Raw genomic sequence first — 21,188 nt, forward strand, 5'->3', positions numbered from 1 at the left:
CCGGCCGGCCCGCTCAGAACAGCCGGGCGGTCGGGTCGTCGCGACCCGACAGGGTGACGTAGTCCACGAGCAGGCAGTCGATGCCGCGGTCGGTGGCCAGCACCCTGGCCTGGGGCTTGATCTCCTGGGCGGCGAACACACCGCGGACCGGCGCCAGCATCGGGTCGCGGTTCATCAGGTCCAGGTAGCGGGTCAGCTGCTCCACGCCGTCGATCTCGCCGCGTCGCTTGACCTCGACCGCCACGTGGGCGCCCGAGGCGTCGCGCAGCAGCAGGTCGACCGGGCCGATCGGGGTCATGTGCTCGCGGCGGACCAGCCGGTACCCCTCGCCGAAGGTGTCGGGGTGGGCGGCCAGCAGGATCTGCAGGTGCGCCTCCACGCCGTCCTTGACCAGGCCCGGGTCGACGCCGAGCTCGACCTGGTGGTCGTGGAGGACCTCATGGATGACCACGCGCAGCTCGTCGTCGCCCTTCTTGGCGCGTACCCGCCAGACCTCGACCGCGCCGGCCGGGTCGGTGTCCTCGGGCGCCTGCACCGTGGTGGTGCACGGCGGTGACATCCAGTTGAGCGGCTTGTAGGACCCGCCGTCGGAGTGCACCAGCACCGACCCGTCGGCCTTGCGCACCAGCAGGCGCGCGGCCGGGGGCAGGTAGGCGTCGAGCCGACCCGAGTAGGTCACCTCGCACCGAGCGATCACCATCCGCACGTCCGGCAGCCTAGGGCGTCCCGCGGGGGCCCACGGAGCGGGGACACTGGGGCCATGGCCCGATCCTCACGTCCCGGCGGGCGACCCTCGTCGCGCGGGCTGTCGAAGTGGCAGCGGGCCGCCGGGCAGGAGCGGCCGCTGTTCACGGGCGGCCCGACCGGCGACACGACCGAGCACCACGGCGACGGGTCCTGGGTGGTGCGTCGGATCAGCGGGGCCACCAGCAGCAAGGACTACACCTGCCCCGGCTGCTTCGGCCGGATCCGGCCCGCGACCCCGCACGTGGTCGCCTGGCCCGAGGCCCGCCCCCTGCTCGGCGGGCAGGCCTCCGACGGTCGACGGCACTGGCACACCGCCTGCTGGGAGCGCCGCAGCCGCACGGGTCGCTGACGGGCCAGGAGGCCGAGGGGTGGGCACGGACGGCGGTAACGTGCGGGCCGTGCCGTCCACCACCCCCAGCGCCCCCCGCACCGAGACCGTCGTGACCGCCGACGTGGGACCGGTCGAGATCGGCCCCACGACCCGGTTGCCCGCACGTCGCGAGGACGTCGAGCTGCACACCCCGGACGGGCTGCGCCTGGTGGGTGAGCTGGCCCTGCCGCCCGAGGGGGACCCGGTCGCGACGCTCGTCTGCCTGCACCCGCTGCCCACCCACGGCGGCTACATGGACTCCCACGTGCTCCTCAAGGCGTCCTACCGGTTGCCGGCGCTGGCGCAGGTGGCGGTGCTGCGGTTCAACCTGCGCGGGGTCAGCAGCCCGCGCGGGACCTCCGAGGGGACCTTCGACGCCGGTCGCGACGAGCGGCACGACGTGACGGCCGCGCTGGCGTTCGCCGAGGACGCCGGGCTGCCCGACGTCACGGTGCTGGGCTGGTCGTTCGGCACCGACCTCGCCCTGCTGCACGCCCGGGACCCGCTGGTGCGCCGGCTGGTGCTGCTGTCCCCTCCGCTGCGCTACTCCACCGACGCCGACCTGGCCTGGTGGGCGGCGGACGGCCGCGACGTGCTGGCGCTCGTGCCCGAGCACGACGACTACCTGCAGCCGCCCGAGGCGCGCGAGCGGTTCGCGGTGGTGCCGCAGGCCCGGGTCGTGGGTGTGGACGGCGCGAAGCACCTCTGGGTCGGCGAGCAGCACGTGCGGCGTGCGCTGGACGAGGTCGTCGCCACCGTCGCCCCCGGTGCCTCACCGCTGCCCCGGACTTGGGACGGGCCCTACGAGCGCGTCACCACCAAGGTGCGGGCGGCCTGAGCCGTGCTGCCGTGGGTCAGGCCGCCTCCTGTCGCGGGTACACCACCCGCTGCACGACGAGCAGGATCGTCGCGGCCAGCGGGATGGCCACCAGCGCACCGATGAGACCGAGCAGCGACCCGCCCACCAGGGCCGCGACGACGGCGAGCGTGCTGGGGACCGCGACGGTGCGGGCCATGATGCGCGGCAGGATCAGGTAGTTCTCGACCTGCTGGTAGACCAGGAACCAGATGGCGAGCACCACACCGTCGGTCAGGTCGCCGAGCCCGGCCACCGTGCAGGCCAGGATGGCGCCCAGGGTGGCGCCGACGAGCGGGATCAGCCCGAACACCCCGACGGCGAAGGCCAGGGCCACCGAGTAGCGCACGTCGAGGATCGACATCACGACGAACGACAGCAGCCCGTTCAGGGTCGCGACGGCCAGCTGGCCGAGCACGTACCCGCCGACGCGGCGCTGGGCCTCCTCGCCGATCTCGCGGACCCGTTCGCGGCGGGTGCGGGGCACCAGCTTGTAGGCCCCCGCGGTGATGCTCTTGAGCGAGGCCAGGAAGTACAGCGTGAGGATGAGCACCAGCAGCAGGCTGAAGACACCGGTGACGACGGCCCGGCCGGCGCCCAGGACCCCGCCGAACAGCGCGTCCACGGTGGAGCTGCTGCTGAGCCTGCTCTCGATCTCGGCGTTGATGCGCTGGAACAGGCCGAACCGGTCGTCGAGGCCCTGGGCCAGGTCGCTCTGCTCGATCCTGGTCGCGTAGATCGGCGAGACGCGCAGCAGCTGGGTCCCCTCGGAGACCACCAGCGGGGCGACGGCGGCGAAGAAGCCGCCGACGGCCACGACCAGGAGCCCGAAGGTCACGGCGACCGCTGCCGGTCGGGGGAGGCCGCGCCGCTCGAGCCAGGCGACGAACGGGTCCAGGCTGAGCGCCAGGAACAGGGCGGCGAAGACGAGGGTGACGATCTGCCCGGCCTGGACGAACGCCTGCACCAGCCCGATCGCCAGCAGGACGCCGAGGGCCCCGACGAACCCGACCCCGAAGGGGGAGAAGGACCGCGAGCCCGCGACGGCGACGGCCACCGCCGGGTGGACCGGGTCCGGGCTCGCCGGGTCGGGCTCGGAGGCACCGATCAAGCCGGGGTCTGTGCCGGGAGGGCCGGCGTCGGGATCGGTGCCGGGAGGGCCGGCGGGGTCCTCGGACGCCCCGACCTCACGCTCCTCGGGCGACGGCGGCACCGGGTGGGGGTCCTGGCCCTCCTCGCGCCCCTGGCCGGCGGGCTCGGACCCGCCGACGGGCTCTCGGCCCGCGACCGGACGGGACGTGGGGGCGCTCACGCGGTCCACGGTAGGCCCGTCGGGCCCGACCGGGGGGCCGACGCAGCGATGTCGCTCGTGCGGTGCCGGTCAGCCCCGCCCGTCGGACGCGGTGCCGGCGCCCTCGGGCCGGTCCTCCTCGACCTCGACCTCGCCCTCGACGCCCTCGACCTCGTCCTCGACCACACCGTCCACCACGGCGTCGTCGTCGTGGTCGACGGCGGCCTCGGACGCGTGCTCCTGCGACGACGTCTCGACGGTGTGGTCCTCGGCCGCGTCCTGCCCTTGGGAGGCCTGCCCGTCCCGCGCGGCGTCGCCGTGCCCGGCCTCGTCCGGGGTGCCGGACGCGGGGGTGGACGAGGCGGGCAGCTGGCCCCGGTCGACGGCCCCGGCCAGGGCGGGGGAGGCGGCGCCGCCCAGCAGGCTGCGGAGCTGGTTGAGGTGCTCGGTGATGGACTCGCGCTGCTTGGTCAGGTCGTCGACGTCGCGCTGGGCCGTGCCGCGGGACCTCTCGGCCTCGGCCTTGGCCTCGCCGAGCACCCGCTCGGCGTGCAGCCGGGCCTGCGCCAGGGCCTCGTCGGCGTTGCGCCGGGCGTTCGAGATGAGGGCCTTGGCCTGCTCGTCCGCGTTGCGACGGGTCGCCTCGGCGGCCTCCAGGGCCTTCGCGGCCCGGGCCTCGGCCGTGTTGGCGCGCCCCTCCGCGTCGCCGACGATGGTCTGGGCCTGGTGGACCGCCGCCTCGTGGCGCCCCGCGATCTCCCGTTCGGCGTCCTCGAGGTCCGAGGCGATCTGCATCTCGACGTCCGCGCGCGCCTGGTTGGTCTGCTCGCGGGTGGCCTCCAGCAGCGCCGCCGCCTCGGCCCGCATCCGGTCCGCGTCCTGCTTGGCGGCGGTGCGGGCGTCCTCGGCCTCCTTCTTGGCCGTCAACCGGACCTCGGTGGCCTCACGGTCACCGGTCGCCCGCAGCCTTGCCACGTCGCGGTCCGCGGTCGAGCGCTTCTCGGCGGCCTCCTGCTCGGCGGCGGACACCAGCTTGGCCGCGTGCCGCTCGGCGGCCTGCACGGCGTCGTCGGCCTTGCGGTGGGCGTCGTCGAGGACCTCCTCGGCGTCGTTCCTGGCCTGGTCAAGCATCTCCTGCGACTCGCGCGACGCGGTCGCCCGGGTCTCGGCCACGGCGTTCTCGGCCGAGGCCCGCAGCTCGGTGACCTCCAGGCGCGCCTGGGCGCGCATCTCGTCGGCGTCGTTGGTGGCCTGGTAGACCATGTCCGAGGACTGCTCCTCGGCCAGGCGCAGCAGCTGCTCGATGCGGGAGCCGAGACCGGAGTAGGAGGGTCGCTCCGCCTCGCGCAGCTGCCGGTGGGCCTCGGACAGCTCTCCGGCCAGCTGCATGGAGCGGGCGTCGAGGTCCTCGACCCGGGACCGCGCCTCCTTGAGCGACCGCTCGAGCTGAGCCAGGCGGGCCTCGACCTGCGAGCGGTCGTAGCCACGCATGACGACGGCGAACTGGGTCGGGCTGATGTCGCTCACGGTGATGCTCCTCATGACCGGCGGTTCTTGCTGGCTGTACGTGGTTCCGGGCGCGCCTGCCCGACCCTAGTGGGAGGTCGGGGGGCCGGGCGGGTCCGGCGACGGCTGCACGAGCTCGACGAGGACGCCGCCGCAGTCCTTCGGGTGGGCGAAGTTGACCAGGCTCCCGGCCGTGCCCCGCCGGGGCCGCTCGTAGACCACGCGGACCCCGGCCGCACGCAGGTGGGCGGCGGCCGCCTCGACGTCGCGCACCCGGTAGGCGAGCTGCTGCAGACCGGGGCCGGAGGTGTCCAGGAACCGCGCCAGGGTCGAGGTCGGGTCCGTCGCGGCGAGCAGCTGCACCTGGACCGACCCCGCGGGCTGGCCCGGGCCGGCGAGCATGACCTCCTCGACCTGCTGCTCCGCGTTGGTCTCGCGGTGGGTGACCCGCAGCCCCAGGACCCGGGTGTGGAAGTCGACCGCCAGGTCCAGGTCCGCGACGGCGATCCCGACGTGGTCGACCCCGAGCAGACCCGGCATTCCGCGCAGGTCGGGCAGGTCGGGCTGGTCGGGCTGGTCGGGTTGGTCTGGCTGCTCGGAGGGGTCGGGCCGACCGGACGGGTCAGGGCGGGCTGCGGGGGGCAGGGCGGTGGCCACGTCCCCACGGTAGGGCGGACGCGGGTCGCGCGCCGCCGGGGGAGCGGTGACGGCCCGGCCGGGCGTTAGCGTGTCCACATGGTCTCCGTCATCGTCGCCGGTGCCCGCACGCCCATGGGGCGGCTGCAGGGTGCGTTGTCATCGTTGTCCGCCCCGGTGCTCGCGGGCGCCGCCATCCGGGCGGCCCTGGAGCGGTCGGGCTTCTCGCCCGCCGAGGTTGACCAGGCCGTCATCGGGCAGGTGCTGCAGGCCGGTGTGGGGCAGAGCCCCGCCCGGCAGGCCGCCGTGGCCGGCGGTCTGCCCATGTCGGTGCCCGCCGTCGCCATCAACAAGGTCTGCCTGTCCGGCCTGAACGCGATCACGATGGCCGACGCCATGATCACCGCCGGTCTGGCGGACGTCGTGGTCGCGGGTGGCACCGAGTCGATGTCCCAGGCCCCCCACCTGCTGCCGGGCAGCCGCGCCGGGCACACCTTCGGCGACGTCACGCTGCTGGACCACATGGCCTACGACGGTCTGCGCGACACCTTCACCGCGCAGGCGATGGGGGCGCTCACCGAGGACGCCAACGACCCCGCCGACCCCACGGGGAGCCACGGCGGGCCCGGTGACGCCGCGACCGCCGCCCGGTACCGCTTCACGCGGCAGGAGCAGGACGCCTTCTCGGCCCGCTCCCACCAGCTGGCGGCCCGGGCGTGGAAGGACGGCCGCTTCGCCGACGAGGTGGTGCCCGTGCAGGTGCCGCAGCGGCGCGGTGAGCCGGTGACCGTGGACTCCGACGAGGGGATCCGGGCCGACACCACGGTGGAGTCGCTCGGCCGGCTCCGTCCCGCGTTCCGCTCCGACGGCACGGTGACCGCCGGGTCCGCGTCCCAGATCTCCGACGGGGCGGCCGCCGTGGTGGTCGCCCGCAAGGACCTGGTGGAGTCCCGCGGCCTGCCCTGGCTGGCCGAGGTGGGCGAGGCCGGCATGGTGGCCGGGCCGGACTCGACGCTGCAGACGCAGCCGTCGGCGGCGATCCGCGCCGCGTGCCGGCGGGCGGGCCTCGACCCCGCCGGCCTGGACCGGTACGAGATCAACGAGGCCTTCGCCGTGGTCGCCCTGGCGTCGGTCGCCGACCTCGGGCTGAGCCCGGAGCAGGTGGCCGAGCGGGTCAACGTCAACGGTGGCGCCATCGCGCTGGGTCACCCGGTCGGGATGTCCGGCACCCGGCTGGCCCTGACGCTGGCCCTGGAGCTGCGCCGCAGCGGTGGGGGCACCGGTGCCGCGGCGCTGTGCGGCGGCGGCGGCCAGGGTGACGCGCTGCTGCTGCGCGTGCCTCGCGCCTGATGGTCGGCGGCGCCCGGCAACGACGGCAGCTGGACGTCGGGGCCGAGCTCGCCGCGGCGAGGGAGGGTTCGCACCGGGCGGTCGCCCGGCTGGTGTCGGTCGTCAGCGACGGCGGGCCGCAGCTGCGCGAGGTCGCCCGCGCGCTCGCCGTCGGCTCCCCGGCCACGGCCTGGGTGCTCGGGCTGACCGGGCCCCCGGGGGTCGGCAAGTCCACCACGGTGTCGGCCCTGGTGACCGCGCTGCGGGCCCGGGGCTCCCGGGTGGGGGTGCTGGCGGTGGACCCGTCCTCACCGTTCTCCGGCGGGGCGCTGCTGGGTGACCGGGTGCGGATGGGCAGCCACGCCCTGGACGACGGCGTCTACGTGCGCTCCATGGCCTCCCGGGGGCACCTCGGCGGGTTGGCCGCCACCACCCCCCAGGCCGTCCGGGTCCTGGAGGCCGCGGGCGTGGACGTGGTCCTGGTCGAGACCGTGGGCGTCGGGCAGAGCGAGGTCGAGGTCGCGGGCCTGGCCGACACCACCGTGGTCCTCCTGGCGCCCGGCATGGGTGACGGGGTGCAGGCCGCCAAGGCGGGCATCCTCGAGGTCGCCGACGTGCTGGCCGTCAACAAGGCCGACCGGGACGGGGCCGACGCCACGGTGCGCGAGCTGCGCCAGTCCATCGCGCTCGGCGCCGACGGCCGGGCCCCCGGCGACTGGCGTCCCTCCGTGGTCCGCACCGTGGCCTCGCGGGGCGAGGTCGACGAGCTGCTGGAGGCGCTCGAGCAGCACCAGGCGTGGTCGCTGGAGCACGGGCGGGCCGAGCACGTCCGACGACGCCGGGCCGCCGTGGAGGTCCGGGCCCTGGCGCTGACGACGCTGCAGCGGCGCTTCGGCGAGCTCGGCTCCGGCGGGCTGCTGGACGAGGTGGCCGGACAGGTCGCGTCCGGGACGCTGGACCCGTTCTCGGCCGCGGACCGGCTGGTGGAGGCCGTCGAGGGGTGAGCCGCGCCCGGGCTGGCTAGCCTGGCGCGATGCTGGTCGCCTTCTCGGTCGCACCGTCCGTCTGCGGTCCCGACGGGTCGGTGTCCGACGCCGTCGCCCGGGTCGTGGTGCTCGTCCGGGAGTCGGGCCTGCCGCACCGGACCGACTCCATGTTCACCACGGTCGAGGGGGAGTGGGACGAGTGCATGGGCCTGGTCAAGGCCTGCGTCGACGTCCTGGCCGAGACCTCGCCCCGGGTGTCGCTCGTCCTCAAGGCCGACGTCCGGCCCGGCCGGACTGGTGAGCTGACCGGCAAGCTGGACCGGCTCGAGGCCGCCATCGCGCAGGCGGACGCCTCGGGCCAGGATGGCCGGTCATGAGCCACGCCGACCTGCCCTCGACCGGGGCCGCCGCCGGCCCGCGCCGCCCCGCGACCGACGAGCCGCCCCGCACCGCGCCGCCGCCGGCCCCGCCGCCCGCGGACGGCCCGGCCACCCGGGGTCACGAGCACCCGGACCAGCACCACCCCGGTCACGACCGGGCCGACGTCGCCCGCGCCGCCGCGGTCGTGGCGGCGGCCGTGGCCCAGGTCGTCGGCAGCCCGCTCGGCTCGGCGCTGCCCGGGGCCCGCAGCGTGGCCGAGGTGTCGGACACCTACGCGACGGTGGTCACCCCCGCCGGCTGGGCCTTCGCCATCTGGGGCGTGATCTTCGCGGCCTGCCTGGCCTACGCCGTCTACCAGGCGCTCCCGGCCCAGCTGGACCGTCACGTCCACCGCCGGGTCGGCTGGTGGCTGGCCGCGGCGTTCACCGCCAACGCGGTCTGGGAGCTGGTGTTCCCCCAGGAAGGCGTCTGGCTGCTCGTCGCCAACGTCCTGATCGTCGTCGTCGTCGCCACCACCGCGACGGCCCTGGCCCGGCTGCAGGACCCGGAGCCGACCGGGCTGGACCGGGCGCTCCCGACGGCGGCGGCCTCGCTGCTGCTGGGCTGGGTCACCATCGCCACGGTGGCCAACGTCGCCATCTCCGGCGTGCACCTGGGGGCCCCCACCGACTCGGCGCTGGCCAGCGCGGCCGGGATCGTGGCCCTGGTCGCGGCGGCGGTCGTCGTCCTGGACGTCACGCTGCGGTTGCGGGTGTCGGCCGGTCCGTTCGCCGCCGCCGCGGCCTGGGGGGTGCTGGCCGTGGCCCGCAACGAGCCGCCGGTCCCGGTCGAGCTGGCGGCGTGGGCGGCGCTGGCCATCATCGCCGTCGGGGTGGTGGCCCAGGTGTGGCGCACCCGCCGCGTCGTGCGGACCGTGCTGGCCTGATGGCGAGGACCCGGCCGCCGGCCTGACGGGCTCGATCAACCGAGCCGGGCCTGCGCCAGCGGCCGCAGACCGTCCGTGGACAGCACCGTGAGCTCCGTGCCGGGGCTGCCGTCGGTGCCGTAGGTCTGGGCCGCCACGAGGACCAGGTCCGCCGTGGTCGCGAGACCGCTGACGCCACCGCCCTCGGTCGCGTCCCAGGCGCCGGTCTCGGTCACGCTGCCGTCCTCGGCGACCCTGACCGCCACGAGGCCGGTGCTCCAGCTGTCCGCGTCGTACCGGTCGAGGGGCAGGACCGCCGTCCGCGAGCCCGGCAGGTAGGCGAACAGCCGGCTGTCCCACTCCACGGCGCTGGACGAGCCCGGCCAGGTCAGCGTGGCCAGGTCGGTGGGGGCCGCCAGGTCGGTGACGTCGTAGGTCTCGACCTTGGCCCCCAGCAGGGCGCCGTCCTCGGTGCCGTCCTGGCCGACGCCCAGGAGCATGCCGTCGCCGAGCGGGTGCAGGTAGCCGGAGTAGCCCAGGACCTTCAGCTCGCCGAGCACCTGCGGGGCGGTCTCCTCGGCCAGGTCCACCGTGTACAGCGGGTCGGTCTGCTCGAAGGTGACGACCACCGCCAGGTCGTCGAACCACCGCAGCGACCGGATCTGCTCACCGGGCCCCAGGCCGTCGACCCGGCCGACCTCGGTCAGCGCGTCGGCCCCCTCGCGCAGCACGACCACGCTGGAGCTGGTGGCGCCCACGGGCGCCGGGCGCCCCGGCAGGCCGTCCGCCGACCCGTCGCCGCTCGGGGGCACGGGCGAGCTGCTCGTCGTGCCGACCCGCAGGTGGCCCTCGTGGGCGTCCATCGCCCAGGACCCCAGCAGCCAGCCCTCGACGCTGCCGGAGCCGAGGTAGTCCGTCCGGCCCGGCTCGCCGGTCGCGAACCCGTGCAGGTCGGTGCGGGTCTGCTCTTGGGCGCCCCCCCAGAGCCAGCCGCCGCGGGTGGTCGCGACGTAGAGCCGGTCGGTGCTCGCGTAGACGAGGGAGCCGTCGGAGCTGACGGACGTCGTGCCGGTCAGGGTCTGCTCCGCCGTCGGGTCGAGGGTGGCCACGGTGACCGTCCCCGCGCCGGCCTGCGTGCCCGGGTGCGCGACGCTCGCGCAGTCGACGGGGGTCTGCGCCACCACGCCGCCCGCGTCGTCCCGCTGCACGAGGTCGGGCAGCCAGTCCGACGCCGAGGCGTCGCGCACGGCCTGCTGGTTGCGGGCGAGCGCCTCGGCCTCGTCCTGCGCGTCGGGCTCCGAGAGGGCCCCGTCGGGCTCGACGAGGGCGCCGTCGGCCCCGTCGGCGGTCAGCCGTTCCTGCTGCACGCGCCAGGGGTCGACGAACGGCAGCTGGGGCGTGACGGTCGTGACGAGGCGGACGTCGCCGCCGCCGGCCCGGGCCGACACGTAGGTACCCTCCACCTCCACCCGGTCCAGGACCGACGGGGTCGACGCCTCGCTGACGTCCACCGTCGTGGCGGTCGTGGTGGCGTTGCCCCAGACCGGGCCCCAGCCGGGCACCGTGAGCCCGCGAGCGCTCCCGGACGTGGTCGAGCCCTCGTCCTGCGGTGCGGGCAGCCAGCTCGAACCCAGCACCACGACCCGGTCCTCCAGGAGCAGCAGCTCGGTGAACGACCGGTCGGCCGGCAGCAGCACCGGGTCCATCCCCTCGGTCCCGTCGGTGCCGGCGCTCCCGGGCGTCGGTGGCGCGAGGTCGACCTCCCCCAGCACCTGACCGTCGGCCACGTCGACCGCGACCAGGCGGCTGCCCGCCAGGGTCCACGCGACGTCGTCGGCCACCTTGATGCGGCTCGGCTCGTCGACGCCGGCCTCCTGCACGTTGGTCCCGGTCTCCGAGGCGCCCACCGGACCCCCGGCGGCGGCCGCCCCGTCCCGGGCGGCACCGGCGGCCGGGGCGGCACCGGCCGCGGAGTCCTCGGCCGCGGCCGCCATCGGGAAGGCCACGGCACCGTCACCGCCCAGCCCGTAGGCCGTCACGTGCGGCAGCGACGCGTCGCGGTACCAGCCGATCAGCTCCTCGCAGTCGGAGAACGGCTGCAGCGAGGCGTCGGCGGAGGCCTCCGGGGCCCCGGCCAGGTCCGTGGCCACGACCCCGGCCCCGACGACCAGCAGCGTCCCCACGCCGAGGGCGGCCACCCGGCGAGGCCCCCGGCGGCCGGTCCGAGCCTGCGATGGGTCCACGGTGGTCTCCTGCTCTCGTCGGGGCTGGGTCCTCGTGGCTGGGACGCAGCGCACCGGCGGCCGGTTCCACGGACGCGTCGTAGGCTGACGCCGACGAGTCCGACACCGACGTCGGCGTGGGAGGTCACCATGGATGCGCGCGCACGCTGGCAGGCCCGGTTCGACGAGGCCGAGGCGGCCGGCCGGATCAGGGACGCCGACTTCAGCACCCTGTCGGGGCTGCCGGTCGACCCCGTCTACGGTCCGCCCGGGGACGAGGTCGACGAGCGCATCGGCTGGCCGGGGGAGTACCCGTTCACCCGCGGGCTGCACCCGACCGGGTACCGCGGTCGGGCCTGGACCATCCGGCAGTTCGCGGGGTTCGGCAACGCGGAGCAGTCCAACGCCCGCTACAAGATGATCCTGGGGCAGGGCGGCGGCGGGCTGAGCGTGGCCTTCGACATGCCGACGCTGATGGGCCGCGACTCCGACGACCCCCGCGCGCTGGGCGAGGTCGGGCACTGCGGCGTGGCGATCGACTCCGCGGCCGACATGGAGGTGCTGTTCGCCGACATCCCGCTGGACACGGTCACGACCTCGATGACCATCTCCGGTCCGGCCGTGCCGGTGTTCTGCATGTACCTGGTCGCCGCCGAGCGGGCCGGGGTCGACACCCGGGTGCTGGACGGCACGCTGCAGACCGACATCTTCAAGGAGTACATCGCCCAGAAGGAGTGGTTGTTCGGCCCCGAGCCGCACCTGCGCCTGATCGGCGACCTGCTCGAGCACTGCGCCGCCGAGGTGCCGCGGTTCAAGCCCGTCTCGGTGTCCGGCTACCACATCCGTGAGGCCGGTTCCACGGCCGCGCAGGAGCTGGCGTTCACCCTCGCCGACGGGTTCGCCTACGTCGAGCTGGGCCTGTCGCGGGGTCTGGACGTCGACGTGTTCGCGCCGGGGCTCTCGTTCTTCTTCGACGCCCACATCGACCTGTTCGAGGAGGTCGCCAAGTTCCGGGCCGCCCGTCGGATCTGGGCGCGCTGGCTGAAGGAGCGCTACGGCGCGAGGACCGACAAGGCCCAGTGGCTGCGCTTCCACACCCAGACCGCCGGGGTGTCGCTCACGGCGCAGCAGCCGTACAACAACGTGGTCCGCACCGCGGTGGAGGCGCTCGCCGCCGTGCTGGGCGGGACCAACAGCCTGCACACGAACGCCCTGGACGAGACCCTGGCGCTGCCCAGCGAGCAGGCGGCCGAGATCGCCCTGCGCACCCAGCAGGTGCTCGCGGAGGAGACCGGCGTCGCCGACGTGGCCGACCCCCTCGGCGGGTCCTGGTACGTCGAGGCCCTCACCGACCGGATGGAGGCCGAGGCCGAGCGCATCTTCGCCACCATCGAGGCGATGGGCGAGGCCGGCCGCGACCGCGACGCCGACGGGCGCGTGACCCACGACATCGGCCCGATGACGTCGGGGGTGCTGCGCGGCATCGAGGACGGCTGGTTCCTGACCGAGATCGCCGACGCGTCGTTCGCCTACCAGGTGGCCCTGGAGAAGGGTGACAAGAAGGTCGTGGGCGTCAACTGCCACACCGGGTCCGTCAGCACCCCGCTGGAGATCCTGCGCGTGGGTCACGAGGTGGAGACCGACCAGGTCGCCGCCCTGCAGGCCCGCCGCGCCGCCCGCGACGACGCCCGGGTGACGGCCTCGCTCGCCGACATGCTCGCGGCGGCGCGGGAGGGGCGGAACATGGTCCCCGCCATGCTCGAGGCGTGCCGCGCCGAGGCCACCCTGGGCGAGATCTGCGACGCGCTGCGCGCGGAGTGGGGCGAGTACACCGAGCCGGCCCGGTTCTGAGCAAGGGACGCCGCGGTCGACCAGGAGTCCGGCGGCACCCCGCCGGGCCTGACCGGCCGGGCGGCGTCCTGCCCCTATCCTCGCGGGCGTGGTGCCTCGTGTCGTCCCCACCGCGGTGGCGGCCCTGGGTCTGGTCCTCCTGCTCACGGGCGTCGTGATGCTGACCCTGGCGGCCCCGCCGCAGCAGGTGGGTGGCGACGCGCAGGCCGCTCCGGTGCTGCTGACCGGCCCCGGTGTCCTCGCCCTCACCGGGGAGGCCGTCGACGTGGCGGTCGCCGGCGACGGGTTCGTCGGGCTGGCCCGTTCCCAGGAGGTGGCCGCCTGGGTCGACGGGGTGGCGCACACCCGGGTCGACGGCGTGGACGCCGAGCTGGAGCCCGGCACGACGGTGGTGGACGGTGCCGCACCGGGGCTGGTCTCACCCGCCGCCGACCCGGCGCTGGCGGACATCTGGCTCCAGGAGGAGTCCGGGGCGTCGCCGTCGCTGCGGGTGGACTCGCCGCGCCCCGACCAGACGGTCGTCGTCGTGGCCGGGACGACGTCGTCGGTCACGCTCACCTGGCAGCGTCCCGCCACCCACCCCGGCGCCTGGCCCCTGCTGGTCGTCGGCGCGTTGCAGCTGGTGCTCGGCACGGCGTGGCTGGTCGCCCTCAACCGGCGCCGGATCCGGCGGGACCGCCTCAGCCGTCGGGACGACCGCGTCCCGACCACCACGAGGCGACCACGGTGACGCGGCGCCCCGGACCGCTGGTCGTCCCCGCCGTCCTCCTGGCCGTCGCCCTCAGCGGGTGCGCAGGACCCCCGACGGTCGCCCCGGCCGCCCAGGTCGAGACGACCGCGGCGCCGCCGTCGGTGCTCCCGGTGCAGGCCACGCAGGTCCGCCAGGAGGTGGCCCGCCGGCTGCAGGCGGCCAGGTCGGCTGCGGACCCGGCCCTGGTGGCGCAGGCGGCCGTCGGCCCGGCCGCGGCCCTGGAGCTGCTGCGGCTGGAGGCGGACGGCGTGCAGCCGGACGCGGTGGCGCTCGACCCCGCCCCGGCGGCCGTGCTGGTCGGGCCGCGCACCGACGGCTGGCCGCGGTGGTTCGCGGCGGTGACCGACCCCTCCGCCGCCGCGAGCGAGCCGGCCGCGAGCGCGCCGGCCGCGAGCGCACCCGCCGCGAGCGAGCCGGCCGCGAGCGCCCCCGCCGACGACCCGTCGTCGGCCCCGGGCCGGTCCGGCGAGCTGCCCGTCCTGGAGCTCTACGACTCCGACGACGTGCGCAGCCCCTACCGCCTGTGGGGCCGGATGACCCTGCTGCCCGGCGCCGAGCTGCCCGCGTTCCCGGACCCACGCGCCGGGTCGGTGTCCCTGGCCGACGGCACGGGCCCCGAGCCCGCGCCGGAGGACGAGCAGGGCGACGAGGGCGCGGACGAAGACGAGGGCGCGGACGGTGACGACGGCGCGGACGGCGCGGACGGTGCGGACGAGCTGCAGGCGGTCCTCGCCGGTCTGGCGGACGGGTACGCGTCCGTCCTCACCGACGGCGACGCCAGCGCGGCGGCGGCCGAGTTCGAGCCCGACCCGTTCGTCGAGGGCGTGCTGGCCCGGGCCGAGGCCGAGCAGGCCGCGGTCGAGGGGGTGGCCACGACCACGGTGACCCACGAGCCCTATGGGGACGACGCGGTGCTGTACGCCGTGGAGGGCGTCGAGGGCGACGTCCTCGCGGTGACGGCCGTCGAGACGGTCACCACCATGACGGTGCGGTCGGGGGCCGGTGTCCTCCAGCCCGGCGCCGAGCTGCGCGAGGTCGTGGGAATCGAGTCGACGGACGGCACGTTGACCACACGATCGGTCGCCGCCCTGGCGTTCGTCGTACCGGCCGAGCGCGGAGCGATCCGGCTGGTGGCCGTCGGCGAGGGCCTCGTGGCGGCCGAGGCATCTTGACGAGAGGATCAGCACCATGACCCAGCCCCTGTCCGGCCCCAGCCTGCGAGGTGCGGTGGACCTGACCGCGCTCGCCCGCCCCGCCGCCCCCGCACCCGCACCCGGTGGGCCCGCCCCGTCGGGGCCGTCCGGTGTCGTCGTCGACGTCGCCGAGGCCGACTTCGACGCGATGCTCCAGCAGTCCCTGACCGTGCCCGTCGTCGTCGACCTGTGGGCGGAGTGGTGCGGCCCGTGCAAGCAGCTGTCGCCGGTGCTGGAGAAGCTGGCGGTGGAGTACGCCGGCCGCTTCGTGCTGGCCAAGGTGGACGTGGACGCGAACCCCCGGATCGCCCAGGCGTTCCAGGCGCAGTCCATCCCCATGGTGGTCGCGCTCCTCAAGGGTCAGCCGGTGCCCATGTTCACCGGCGCCGTGCCCGAGGCGCAGGCCCGGCAGGTCATCGACGAGCTGCTCAAGGTCGCGGCGCAGAACGGGGTCGACGGGACCGTGGCCGTCGGGGAGCCCGGCGACGAGCCGGCCCCGCCGCCCGAGGAGCCGCCCCTGCCGCCGCTGCACCTGGCCGCCGCGCAGGCCTTCGAGGCCGGTGACTACGCCGCTGCCGTGCAGGCGTTCACGCAGGCGCTCAACGAGAACCCCGCCGACAGCGACGCCAAGGCCGGCCTGGCGCAGTCGGAGCTGTTCGCGCGGGTCGACGCGCTGCCCGCCGACGTGATGACCGGTCTGGCGACCGCGGCCGCGGCGGACCCCACGAACGTCGACGCGGGCCTGGCGGTGGCTGACCGGGAGCTGTTCGGCGGCAACGTCGAGGACGCCTTCCTGCGCCTGGTCGACCTGGTCCGGGTCACCACCGGGGACGAGCGGGCCCGGGTCCGCACCCGGTTGCTGGACCTCTTCGAGGTCGTCGGCAGCGAGGACCCGCGCGTCGCGGCGGCCCGGGTCAAGCTCGCCAACGCCCTGTTCTGAGCCGCCGGCGCCGAGCCGGGGCACGACGAGGGGCCCGGGGAGAACCCCCGGGCCCCTCGTCGTCCGTGCCGCGGCCCTGCCGCCGGATCAGTCCTGCGGGGTGAGCCAGACTGTCGCCAGCGGCGGGACCCGCAGCACCGCGGAGGCGGGCCGGCCGTGCGAACCGGTGCCGGTGGCCTCGACCAGGCCCAGGTTGCCGACCCCGGACCCGCCGTACTCCTCGGCGTCGGTGTTGAGCAGCTCCTTCCAGACCCCGGCCTGCGGCAGCCCGATCCGGTACTCCTCGTGCGGCTGCCCGGCGAAGTTGGTGATGCAGACGACCGGCTTGCTGCCCTCGGCGGTGCGCAGCCACGCGAACACGTTGCGGCCGTAGTCGTCGGCGTCCAGCCACTGGAACCCGCCGGGCGTGAAGTCGTCCGCCCACAGGGCGCGCTGGTCGACGTAGGTGGTGTTCAGCTGGCGGACCATGTCGTGCAGGCCGCGGTGCCACGGGGTGTCCATCAGCCACCAGTCCAGCGAGCGCGACTCGCTCCACTCGGCCTCCTGGCCCAGCTCGCTGCCCATGAACAGCAGCTGCTTGCCGGGGTGGGCCCACATGTAGGCCAGGTAGGCCCGCACGGTGGCCAGCTGCTGCCAGCGGTCGCCCGGCATCTTGCGCAGCAGGGAGCCCTTGCCGTGCACGACCTCGTCGTGGCTGATCGGCAGCAGGTACTGCTCGCTGAACGCGTAGACCAGCGAGAACGTCATCTGCTGGTGGTGGTACTGGCGGTTGACCGGGTCCTCGGCGACGTAGCCCAGGGAGTCGTGCATCCAGCCCATGTTCCACTTCAGGCCGAAGCCGAGCCCGCCCAGGTGCGTCGGCTGCGTGACGCCCGGGTAGGCCGTGGACTCCTCGGCGATCGTGATGATCCCGGGGACCCGCTTGTAGGCGGTCGCGTTGAGCTCCTTGATGAACTCGACGACCTCGAGGTTCTCGCGCCCGCCGTGCACGTTGGGCTCCCACTCGCCTTCCTTGCGCGAGTAGTCGAGGTAGAGCATCGAGGCGACGGCGTCGACCCGCAGCCCGTCGATGTGGAACTCCTCGAGCCAGTAAAGGGCGTTCGCGACGAGGAAGTTGCGCACCTCGCTGCGGCCGTAGTCGAAGACGTAGGTCCCCCACTCCGGGTGCTCGCCCCGGCGGGGGTCGGAGTGCTCGTACAGCGGCTCCCCGTCGAAGCGGGCCAGCGCGAAGGAGTCCTTGGGGAAGTGCGCCGGGACCCAGTCCATGATCACGCCGATGCCGGCCTGGTGCAGCCGGTCGACGAGGTGACGGAAGTCGTCCGGGTGACCGAACCGGCTGGTCGGGGCGTAGTAGCCGGTCACCTGGTAGCCCCACGAGCCGCCGAACGGGTGCTCGGCGACCGGCAGCAGCTCGACGTGGGTGAAGGCGAGGTCCTTGACGTAGTCGACGAGCTCCTCGGCGAGCTGCCGGTACGACAGCCCCTGCCGCCAGGAGCCCAGGTGGACCTCGTACACGCTCATCGGGCCGTTGTGGACGTCGCGTGCGGCGCGCGCGGTCAGCCAGTCCTCGTCGCCCCAGGTGTACGTCGACTGCGTGACGACCGACGCGGTCGACGGCGGGACCTCGGTGTGCCGGGCCATCGGGTCGGCCTTCTGGTGCCAGTGCCCGTCCCGGCCGAGCAGCTCGAACTTGTAGCGGGTGCCCGCGGACAGCCCGGGGACGAAGATCTCCCAGACGCCCGAACCACCCAGGGAGCGCAGGGCGTGGGTCCGGCCGTTCCAGGCGTTGAAGTCGCTCACGAGCCGGACGGCGCGGGCGTTGGGGGCCCAGACCGCGAAGCTCGTGCCCTCGCTGGTGCCGAGCGGCCCGTCGTAGCTGCGGACGTGGGCGCCGAGGACGTTCCACAGCTCCTCGTGGCGACCCTCGCCGATCAGGTGCAGGTCGACCTCGCCGAGGCTGGGCAGGTAGCGGTAGGGGTCGTCGACCGTGTGCACGGCCTGGCCCTCGTTGGTGTCGTAGGTGACCTCGAGACGGTAGTCACCCACCTGGGCGCCGACCAGCGCCGCGGCCCAGATGCCGTCGTGCTCGTGGCGCGCCTCCGTGCGGCCCTGCTCGGTGACCACCGTGACGCTCCGGGCGAAGGGCTTGAGGGTGCGCACGACGACGCCGCCGTCTGCCGCGTGTGCGCCCAGCACCCCGTGGGGGTCGTGGTGAGCGCCCGCGGCGACGGCGGCGAGCACGTCTCGCGGCACGTCGGTCGGGCGCGGGGCCGTCTCGTCGGTTGTCATGCCCCCCATCCTGCCGAGTGGACGACCCCGCGCAAACCTCGGGCGGGTCGCCCGGGGCGCCGACGACCGGTCAGCCGGGGAACGGGCCCTCGATCTCGTAGTCGATCTCGACCTCCATCACCCCGTCGTCGAGGTCGACGTCCAGCTCCCAGGTCTCCGCGCCCCGCTGCAGGTCCAGCTCGACCTCGTCCGGGGACTCGCTGCGGTCGGTCTCGGTCCAGCCGTCGGAGACCGTCACCCCGCCCAGGACGAGGGCCCCGTCCACGACGTCCAGCTCGACCAGCGCGGCGTCGCCGACGCGGTAGGTGCCGGGCTCCGCGGGGTCGACGTCCTGGTCGATCTCGATCTCGAGCAGGCCGGCCTCGATCTCGATCTCGACCTCGTACTCCACGGCACCCTGCCGCAGGTCGACCTCGATCTCGTCCGGCGCCGCCTGCTGGTCCGTGACCTGCCATCCTTCGGCCGGCCGCACGTCGACGAGCTCGAGGGCCCCGTCGACCACCGCGAACTCGACCTCACCGGCGTCCCCGACCTGCCAGACGCCGTCGCGCAGCTCCCCGTCGTAGGACGCCGGGTTGCCCTGCGCGGGCGCTGACGTCCCGTCGGGCTCCGAGGCCGCGGTGGTGGCCGCGCCGGCCCCGTCCTCCGCCGGCCCCGCGGTCGCCTCCGGCGTGGCGGGGAGGGTGCCCACCGTGGCGCCCTCCAGGTCGGAGCCGGACGAGGGGGACGAGCACCCGGCGAGCAGGGCGGAGCCGGTGACGGCGGCGACGAGGGCAGGTACGTGGCGCATGGTCCTCCGTGGGTCTCTGCGGCCGGCGTGCCCGGCCCGCAGGGGTGAGGTCCCCGGCCGGATGAGAACACGATGAGAGGCAGGTGGCAGAACCGTCAGGTGCCGGAGCGGGCGGGCCACGACGGACGTAGGGGTCGGGCCGGCGGGGCTACGGCGAGGCGAGACCCTGGATCTCGTAGTCGGTCGCGACCTCAAGACCGCCGTCGTCGACCCAGGCGTCGACCTCCCAGGTCTCGACCGCGCCGGTGCGGTTGCGACGCAGGCCCAGCTCGGCGTCGCCGGCGTGCTCCGAGCGCTGGGTCTCGCGCCAGGGCGACCGGACCGACACGTCGCCGACCAGCACGCGGTCGCCCTCGACGACCAGCTCCACCGAGCCGGCCTCGCCGAGCTGCAGCGGCCCGTCCGGCGGCGGGTCGAGGAGCTGGTCGACCTCGATCTCGAGGATGCCGCTCTGGTAGCCGACCTCGACCGTCGTCCGGACGTCGCCGTTGCGCAGGTCGATCTCGATCTCGTCCGGCCCGACCTCCTCGTCGACGACCTCCCAGCCCTCGGCCGGTCGCATCCCGACGAGCGCGAGGCCGCGCCCGGTCAGCGTGAACTCGATCTCGCCCACGTCGGCGACGGGCCAGGTGCCGTCGCGCATGCCTTCCACCAGCACGGGCCCCTCGGTGGCGACGGGACCCGCCGCTGCCCCCGGTTCCTCCTGCCCCCCGGTCAGGGAGCAGGAGGTGAGGACCAGGGCCCCCGCGAGAGCCAGGACGAGGGCGGTGGCGCGACTCATGGCCGGACGGTACCGGCGCCGGATGAGCCACTTCTCATCCGGCGGACCGCACCCACGGGGCGGGCGCCCGCCCTCGCGCCTAGCCTGGCCCGGTGAGCCCACGCAGCCCGCAGCGGGTCGTCTCGCTGCTGCCCTCCGCCACCGAGATCGTCTACGCCCTGGGGGCGGCCGACCGCCTGGTCGGGGTGACGTTCGAGTGCGACCACCCGCCCACGGCCCGCACCGATCACGCCGTGGTGGTGGGAGGTACCGACACGTCGGGGATGACCCCGGCGCAGATCGACGCGCAGGTGCGGGCCCGGGCCGCGGCAGGGGAGGACCTGTACACGCTGCACGAGGGTGCCCTGCGGGGGATCGACCCCGACCTCGTCCTGACGCAGGACCTGTGCCGGGTGTGCGCCCTGCCCTCCGACGTCGTCGGCGACGCCCTGGCCCACCTGGGTTGCTCCGCCGACGTCGTCGCCCTGGACCCGGGCTCCCTGGACGACGTCCTGCAGACGGTGCTGACGGTCGGGTCGTCCCTGGGCGTGCCGGAGCAGGCCGACCGCGTGGTCGCGGCGCTGCGGGCCCGTCTCGACGCCGTCGTGACCGCGGTGGCCGACCGTCCCCGCCCGCGCGTCGCCGTGCTGGAGTGGGTCGGCCCGCCGTTCGCCGCCGGGCACTGGGTGCCGGACCTGGTGACGGCCGCCGGTGGGGTCGAGGTGCTCGGGACCGCGGGGGCCCGGTCGGTGACCACGACCTGGGCCGACGTGGTCGCGACGGCCCCGGACCTGGTCGTCGTCGCCCCCTGCGGCTACCACCTGGACGCGGCCGCCGAGCAGGCGCTGGTGGTTGCGGCCGCGCTGGCCGCGGCCGGTGCGCCGCAGGTGCCGGTGTGGGCCGTCGACGCCGACGGCCTGGTCGTCCGTCCCGGCCCGCGCCTGGTCGACGGCGTCGAGGCGCTCGCCCGGGTGCTGCACCCGGACGTCCTGGGTGATCCCCAGCCGGCCGCGGTGCGCCGGGTCCGCTGAGCCCCAGGTCCAGCCACGGTTGGTTGCGGGCCGGATCTGACCGGGATGTCGGCCTGTGGGATCGGGCCGGGACCGAGTCAGGCCCGGGGGACGCGGGGTTGTGGGATCGGATCGGGCCGGNGCACCCGGACGTCCTGGGTGATCCCCAGCCGGCCGCGGTGCGCCGGGTCCGCTGAGCCCCAGGTCCAGCCACGGTTGGTTGCGGGCCGGATCTGACCGGGATGTCGGCCTGTGGGATCGGGCCGGGACCGAGTCAGGCCCGGGGGACGCGGGGTTGTGGGATCGGATCGGGCCGGGGGCGCGGGTTGTGGGATCGGATTGGGGTCGTCGGGGTCTTGGGTTCTAGGGGTCGTCG

The 21,188-nt window shown here is 75.2% G+C and carries 19 protein-coding genes; 11 read left to right on the forward strand and 8 right to left on the reverse strand.

Annotated elements, in window-relative coordinates:
• Positions 1–13: 13 nt before the first annotated feature.
• The gene (gene nucS / locus ACR80Q_RS13375; RefSeq protein WP_435378123.1) at positions 14–706 is read right to left on the reverse strand and encodes an endonuclease NucS; all 693 of its coding nucleotides are present in this window, start codon (positions 704–706) and stop codon (positions 14–16) included.
• 54 nt (positions 707–760) lie between these two features.
• Between nucS and ACR80Q_RS13380 the strand changes: the two genes are divergently transcribed.
• Positions 761–1,096 (forward strand): Rv1322 family protein, encoded by a 336-nt coding sequence (locus ACR80Q_RS13380; RefSeq protein ID WP_435378124.1) that lies wholly within the window; start codon positions 761–763, stop codon positions 1,094–1,096.
• Between the two features lie 49 nt (positions 1,097–1,145).
• Positions 1,146–1,955, forward strand: a complete 810-nt coding sequence (locus ACR80Q_RS13385) for an alpha/beta hydrolase (protein ID WP_435378125.1) — start codon at positions 1,146–1,148, stop codon at positions 1,953–1,955.
• A gap of 16 nt (positions 1,956–1,971) precedes the next feature.
• On the opposite strand, the gene ACR80Q_RS13390 is transcribed toward ACR80Q_RS13385, so the two are convergent.
• The 3 genes from ACR80Q_RS13390 to mce form a co-directional block, all read right to left on the reverse strand.
• Positions 1,972–3,285 (reverse strand): AI-2E family transporter, encoded by a 1,314-nt coding sequence (locus tag ACR80Q_RS13390; RefSeq protein WP_435378126.1) that lies wholly within the window; start codon positions 3,283–3,285, stop codon positions 1,972–1,974.
• Between the two features lie 69 nt (positions 3,286–3,354).
• On the reverse strand, positions 3,355–4,791 hold the full coding sequence (locus ACR80Q_RS13395) for a coiled-coil domain-containing protein (protein WP_435378127.1): 1,437 nt from the start codon (positions 4,789–4,791) through the stop codon (positions 3,355–3,357).
• A 66-nt stretch (positions 4,792–4,857) separates the two neighbouring features.
• Positions 4,858–5,427 carry a methylmalonyl-CoA epimerase gene (mce, locus tag ACR80Q_RS13400; protein WP_435378128.1) on the reverse strand — a complete coding sequence of 190 codons (570 nt, stop codon included), beginning with the start codon at positions 5,425–5,427 and terminating at the stop codon, positions 4,858–4,860.
• Positions 5,428–5,505: 78 nt separating this feature from the next.
• Between mce and ACR80Q_RS13405 the strand changes: the two genes are divergently transcribed.
• Genes ACR80Q_RS13405 through ACR80Q_RS13420 form a run of 4 tightly spaced genes read left to right on the forward strand, consistent with a single transcriptional unit; the run spans position 5,506 to position 9,027 of the window.
• Complete coding sequence (locus ACR80Q_RS13405) at positions 5,506–6,756, forward strand: acetyl-CoA C-acyltransferase (RefSeq protein WP_435378129.1); 1,251 nt, start codon at positions 5,506–5,508, stop codon at positions 6,754–6,756.
• Complete coding sequence (gene meaB, locus ACR80Q_RS13410) at positions 6,756–7,739, forward strand: methylmalonyl Co-A mutase-associated GTPase MeaB (protein WP_435378130.1); 984 nt, start codon at positions 6,756–6,758, stop codon at positions 7,737–7,739. The genes ACR80Q_RS13405 and meaB overlap by 1 nt, the downstream gene beginning before the upstream one ends.
• A gap of 29 nt (positions 7,740–7,768) precedes the next feature.
• Complete coding sequence (locus ACR80Q_RS13415) at positions 7,769–8,098, forward strand: thiamine-binding protein (RefSeq protein ID WP_435378131.1); 330 nt, start codon at positions 7,769–7,771, stop codon at positions 8,096–8,098.
• Complete coding sequence (locus tag ACR80Q_RS13420) at positions 8,095–9,027, forward strand: TspO-related membrane protein (RefSeq protein WP_435378133.1); 933 nt, start codon at positions 8,095–8,097, stop codon at positions 9,025–9,027. The genes ACR80Q_RS13415 and ACR80Q_RS13420 overlap by 4 nt, the downstream gene beginning before the upstream one ends.
• 35 nt (positions 9,028–9,062) lie before the next feature.
• Here the strand turns inward: ACR80Q_RS13420 and ACR80Q_RS13425 are convergent, their stop codons facing one another.
• Positions 9,063–11,249, reverse strand: a complete 2,187-nt coding sequence (locus tag ACR80Q_RS13425) for a beta-propeller domain-containing protein (RefSeq protein ID WP_435378134.1) — start codon at positions 11,247–11,249, stop codon at positions 9,063–9,065.
• Positions 11,250–11,378: 129 nt separating this feature from the next.
• Between ACR80Q_RS13425 and icmA the strand changes: the two genes are divergently transcribed.
• The 4 genes from icmA (at position 11,379) to ACR80Q_RS13445 (ending at position 15,963) form a co-directional block, all read left to right on the forward strand.
• Complete coding sequence (gene icmA, locus ACR80Q_RS13430; protein WP_435378135.1) at positions 11,379–13,079, forward strand: coenzyme B12-dependent isobutyryl-CoA mutase large subunit; 1,701 nt, start codon at positions 11,379–11,381, stop codon at positions 13,077–13,079.
• An 88-nt stretch (positions 13,080–13,167) separates the two neighbouring features.
• The gene (locus ACR80Q_RS13435) at positions 13,168–13,809 is read left to right on the forward strand and encodes a hypothetical protein (RefSeq protein WP_435378136.1); all 642 of its coding nucleotides are present in this window, start codon (positions 13,168–13,170) and stop codon (positions 13,807–13,809) included.
• Positions 13,806–15,002 carry a hypothetical protein gene (locus ACR80Q_RS13440; protein ID WP_435378137.1) on the forward strand — a complete coding sequence of 399 codons (1,197 nt, stop codon included), beginning with the start codon at positions 13,806–13,808 and terminating at the stop codon, positions 15,000–15,002. The genes ACR80Q_RS13435 and ACR80Q_RS13440 overlap by 4 nt, the downstream gene beginning before the upstream one ends.
• A gap of 16 nt (positions 15,003–15,018) precedes the next feature.
• A complete protein-coding gene (locus tag ACR80Q_RS13445; RefSeq protein ID WP_435378138.1) occupies positions 15,019–15,963 on the forward strand; it encodes a tetratricopeptide repeat protein in 945 nt (314 codons plus the stop codon).
• 87 nt (positions 15,964–16,050) lie between these two features.
• On the opposite strand, the gene glgB is transcribed toward ACR80Q_RS13445, so the two are convergent.
• The 3 genes from glgB to ACR80Q_RS13460 all read right to left on the reverse strand — a co-directional run bounded on the left by glgB (position 16,051) and on the right by ACR80Q_RS13460 (position 19,823).
• Complete coding sequence (gene glgB, locus ACR80Q_RS13450) at positions 16,051–18,252, reverse strand: 1,4-alpha-glucan branching protein GlgB (RefSeq protein WP_435378139.1); 2,202 nt, start codon at positions 18,250–18,252, stop codon at positions 16,051–16,053.
• 70 nt (positions 18,253–18,322) lie between these two features.
• Complete coding sequence (locus ACR80Q_RS13455; RefSeq protein WP_435378140.1) at positions 18,323–19,042, reverse strand: hypothetical protein; 720 nt, start codon at positions 19,040–19,042, stop codon at positions 18,323–18,325.
• Positions 19,043–19,190: 148 nt separating this feature from the next.
• A complete protein-coding gene (locus ACR80Q_RS13460; RefSeq protein WP_435378141.1) occupies positions 19,191–19,823 on the reverse strand; it encodes a hypothetical protein in 633 nt (210 codons plus the stop codon).
• Positions 19,824–19,915: 92 nt separating this feature from the next.
• Between ACR80Q_RS13460 and ACR80Q_RS13465 the strand changes: the two genes are divergently transcribed.
• Positions 19,916–20,833 (forward strand): ABC transporter substrate-binding protein, encoded by a 918-nt coding sequence (locus tag ACR80Q_RS13465; protein ID WP_435378142.1) that lies wholly within the window; start codon positions 19,916–19,918, stop codon positions 20,831–20,833.
• Positions 20,834–21,188 lie beyond the last annotated feature (355 nt).

Origin of the sequence: Aquipuribacter aurantiacus, from assembly GCF_051216895.1 — a bacterium.
Taxonomy (GTDB): Bacteria; Actinomycetota; Actinomycetes; order Actinomycetales; family JBBAYJ01; genus Aquipuribacter.